At 46.7% G+C, this 632-nt stretch carries 1 protein-coding gene; it reads right to left on the bottom strand.

What is annotated here, in order from left to right; all coding sequences use genetic code 11:
• Positions 1–632 (bottom strand): DUF4012 domain-containing protein (locus tag COY37_RS08010; RefSeq protein WP_286977141.1); only part of this gene is annotated, 632 nt, incomplete at both ends.

Raw genomic sequence — 632 nt, 5'->3', positions numbered from 1 at the left:
TCGATAAGGGTCCAGTTGACGACATTATGTTCATCTATAATTATGGACTCACCGGGTAGATCGACCGGCCCAATAGCTGTCAGCAGATATTGCAAACCTACCGGATCGATAGTAATAACTCCATCGAGCGATACACCCGTCACACTCCCGTAGAGATTCAGAAGGATTCTGCTAACTGTTGGAAAATCCGGGCTCATGTTGGTATTCGACCATATACTTGTGGCCTGAAATTGGCCGTAGCGTGCAAGGTAATCTTTGGGTGCATTGACCGCATGTGGGTTCATGTTTTGGAGCTTCAATATCTCGTTAAAATCCGTAAGCGAGAGCTTCCCTTTATCCATGGTGATGATGCCGTAATTGCCGATTAGGCCGCCCGTGGCTCTTAGTTCCGCATTGTTCTGAATCGCTAAGAAATACCGTCGCGGCGTTTGCGATCCCAGAACACCGGGCAATACATCGAGTGCCAGCTTCATATTTGTAGTTATATCCCTTAGTTTAGGCAATTGCTTGCCAAGTTCTTCGCGGGCTTTATCAATTGAAGGAATCAGAAATGTGCTCGGCGCCTTTTCATATTCGGCCATAGCTTGAAGGGTATACAGGTTAGCCTGGTCTATGTATGGTTTAGCAGAAAG

This window comes from Candidatus Aquicultor secundus, assembly GCF_002791875.1.
Lineage (GTDB): Bacteria > Actinomycetota > Aquicultoria > Aquicultorales > Aquicultoraceae > Aquicultor_A > Aquicultor_A secundus.
The sequence above is the reverse complement of the archived record's forward strand: the minus strand, read 5'-3'. Positions and strand labels throughout refer to the sequence as shown.